At 38.6% G+C, this 2,481-nt stretch carries 4 protein-coding genes; 2 read left to right on the top strand and 2 right to left on the bottom strand.

Going from position 1 to position 2,481, the window contains the following annotated elements; genetic code table 11:
- Nucleotides 1-125 (bottom strand): helix-turn-helix domain-containing protein (locus C200_RS14835; protein WP_016212054.1); only part of this gene is annotated, 125 nt, incomplete at its 3' end.
- A gap of 43 nt (nucleotides 126-168) precedes the next feature.
- Between C200_RS14835 and C200_RS04645 the strand changes: the two genes are divergently transcribed.
- Complete coding sequence (locus C200_RS04645; protein WP_016212456.1) at nucleotides 169-456, top strand: type II toxin-antitoxin system HigB family toxin; 288 nt, start codon at nucleotides 169-171, stop codon at nucleotides 454-456.
- Entirely contained in the window at nucleotides 453-854 is a 402-nt protein-coding gene (locus tag C200_RS04640) for a helix-turn-helix domain-containing protein (protein ID WP_016212457.1), read from the top strand. The genes C200_RS04645 and C200_RS04640 overlap by 4 nt, the downstream gene beginning before the upstream one ends.
- A gap of 9 nt (nucleotides 855-863) precedes the next feature.
- Here C200_RS04640 and recD2 read toward each other — a convergent pair.
- Nucleotides 864-2,481, bottom strand: a 1,618-nt coding sequence (recD2, locus tag C200_RS04635; RefSeq protein WP_033923689.1) for an SF1B family DNA helicase RecD2, incomplete at its 5' end; no start/stop codon positions are given.

Here is a 2,481-nt window from a genome sequence, read left to right as displayed (position 1 = left end):
ATCTCACGGCTAATCGTGCTGGGAGAAAAGCCAAGTGCTCTAGCAATTGATCTGAGCGAGTCTCCCTCTGATAACCGTTGTTCGATATAAAAACGATCTTTTTCATTTAAGTGCCGATAAACCATCTCTACCCTCTAAGTCAAAAGGCGAACTAGAGAGTTTATCTGTATGAATATGAACTCTCTACTGAGTGTTGCACTTCAGATGACGGAGGGCGTTACTGCTTGGTATTCTGATACTAAGAAAGCAGAGTGGAATGCACCACAAGATATTAAAAATGTTTATGCGAATGCCAGTTTTGTTGCAAATAATCGTATAGTTTTTAATCTTGGTGACAATAAGTATAGGCTTATTACCGCTATCAACTATGATTACAAAATTGTGTATGTAAAATTTATTGGAACACACGCACAGTATGACAAAGTTGATGCTGCAACAGTGGAGTTAAGAAGATGAAATTAAAACCAATACACACCGAACAAGATTATGAAGAAGCTCTTGCTGAGGTCGATAAGCTATTTGATGCTAAACCTGGTACAGCAAAAGGTGATAAACTTGAAATTCTAGTGACATTGATTGAAGCATATGAAGCTAAAGAACTTCCAATTAGTGACCCTACTCCGGTTGACTATTTAGTTTATTTGATGGAAAGCCGAGGCATGAGTCGTCAAGAGTTAGGAGAATATATCGGTGTAAAATCCAGAGTCTCAGAAATACTTAATGGTAAGCGCGACCTTACTCTAAATATGATTCGTCGATTACATTTTGATCTTGGAATCTCTGCTGATTTATTGATTAGCCCTGTGGCTATAAATGAGGTTAATAACGCCATGAGTTGCAGAAAGCCTCGTTAATGATTAATTTTATAATTCAGTAGAATGGGCAAGCCGCATTTTTAAATTGGTGATTCTTTTTGCTGTTTTTTTGTTTTTCGCTGCAAGAAAAATTGCTTTTTTCTCACCAACAAGAACGACGAGCTGTTTGCCTCGTGTCACTCCTGTGTAAAGCAAATTACATTGAAGCATTGTATAATGCTGCATGGCGAGAGGAATAACTACTGCCGGGTATTCTGAACCTTGGCTTTTATGAATTGTAGTTGCATAGGCAAGGTCAATTTCATCAAGTTCGTTAAAATCATAGATTACACTGCGATTATCAAAATCAATTTTCACTTCGCTTTCATCATGATCAATGTGCTTAATACGTCCTAAATCACCATTAAATACATCTTTATCGTAGTTATTAACGGTTTGTATGATTTTATCGCCGACAGCAAAGGTGTTGCCATATTTTGTGATTTTATTTTCACTATGGCCGTTAAGCGCCTTTTGTAGCTCAAGGTTAAGAGATTTTGCTCCCAAGCCTGCACGATTCATTGGAGTGAGTATTTGAATATCATCAATGGGATTGAGGTTAAAAGCTTGAGGAAGCCGCTTTGTAACGACTTTAATGAGCTTGTTATAAACATCTTCAGCATTATGCGCATGAATAGTAAAAAAGTCGCTTTTTTCTCCCTTAATTGACTCGAAAGGGGCTTTGCCTTCATTGATTCGGTGTGCATTTACAATAATGCGTGAAGTTTTCACTTGTCTGAAAATATCAGTAAGTCGAGCTGTAGAAATAACCCCAGATTCAATCATGTCAGATAAAACTGCCCCTGAGCCAACGGAAGGAAGTTGATCAATATCACCTACTATCAACACTGATGCATGAGATGGAATGGCTTTTAATAAGCTATTCATTAAGCTAACATCAATCATTGAAGCCTCATCACAAACTAAAAAATCTGTATCAAGTGGTTTGTCGCGGTTATATTTGAATGAATAACTTGATGGGTTGAATTCTAGTAGACGGTGAATTGTTTTTGCTTCCAAGCTTGTACTTTCAGAAAGACGTTTTGCTGCCCGGCCAGTTGGAGCGCATAAGGTCACCTTTGCTGTTGTACTATGAATGACTTTAATAATGGTATTAACAACGGTTGTTTTACCTACACCTGGGCCACCTGTAATAATGCTAACTTTATTGTGTAACGAGTTAACAACCGCTTTATGCTGTGAAGGTGAAAGCTGTATTTTCACTTGTTGTTGTATTCTTTGAATGGTGTCATCAATGTTAATCGTTGACCACTTAGCTTGTTCTCCTTGAATTAAGCGTGTAATTTGTTGAGCAACGCTATTTTCAGCATGATAAAGTTTATCTAGATAAATACAGGGCATATCATCAATCATTTCACGGATGATACGGTTGTCTTGTAGCTCTGCTTCAACTGCGGTACGAATGAGCTCAACAGGGACGGCTAATAGCTCTACAGACTTTTCTATAAGATGCTGCTCTTGTGCTGCACAGTGCCCTTCTGAGCAGATTTCTTGTAATACATGACGCACACCAGCTTGGGCGCGCTGAACGGAGTCTTGAGGGATACCTAGCCGCAAAGCAAGCTCATCGGCAGTTTTAAAACCAATCCCGTAAGCGTCGCTACCT

Origin of the sequence: Piscirickettsia salmonis LF-89 = ATCC VR-1361, from assembly GCF_000297215.2 — a bacterium.
GTDB classification, from domain to species: domain Bacteria; phylum Pseudomonadota; class Gammaproteobacteria; order Piscirickettsiales; family Piscirickettsiaceae; genus Piscirickettsia; species Piscirickettsia salmonis.
This window is presented reverse-complemented; position numbering and strand designations above follow the sequence as displayed.

What these genes read in the sequence shown, in the direction of transcription:
- C200_RS04645 (WP_016212456.1), top strand. Translation starts at nt 169, where the DNA reads ATGAATATGAACTCTCTACTGAGTGTTGCACTTCAGATGACGGAGGGC.
- C200_RS04640 (WP_016212457.1), top strand. Translation starts at nt 453, where the DNA reads ATGAAATTAAAACCAATACACACCGAACAAGATTATGAAGAAGCTCTT.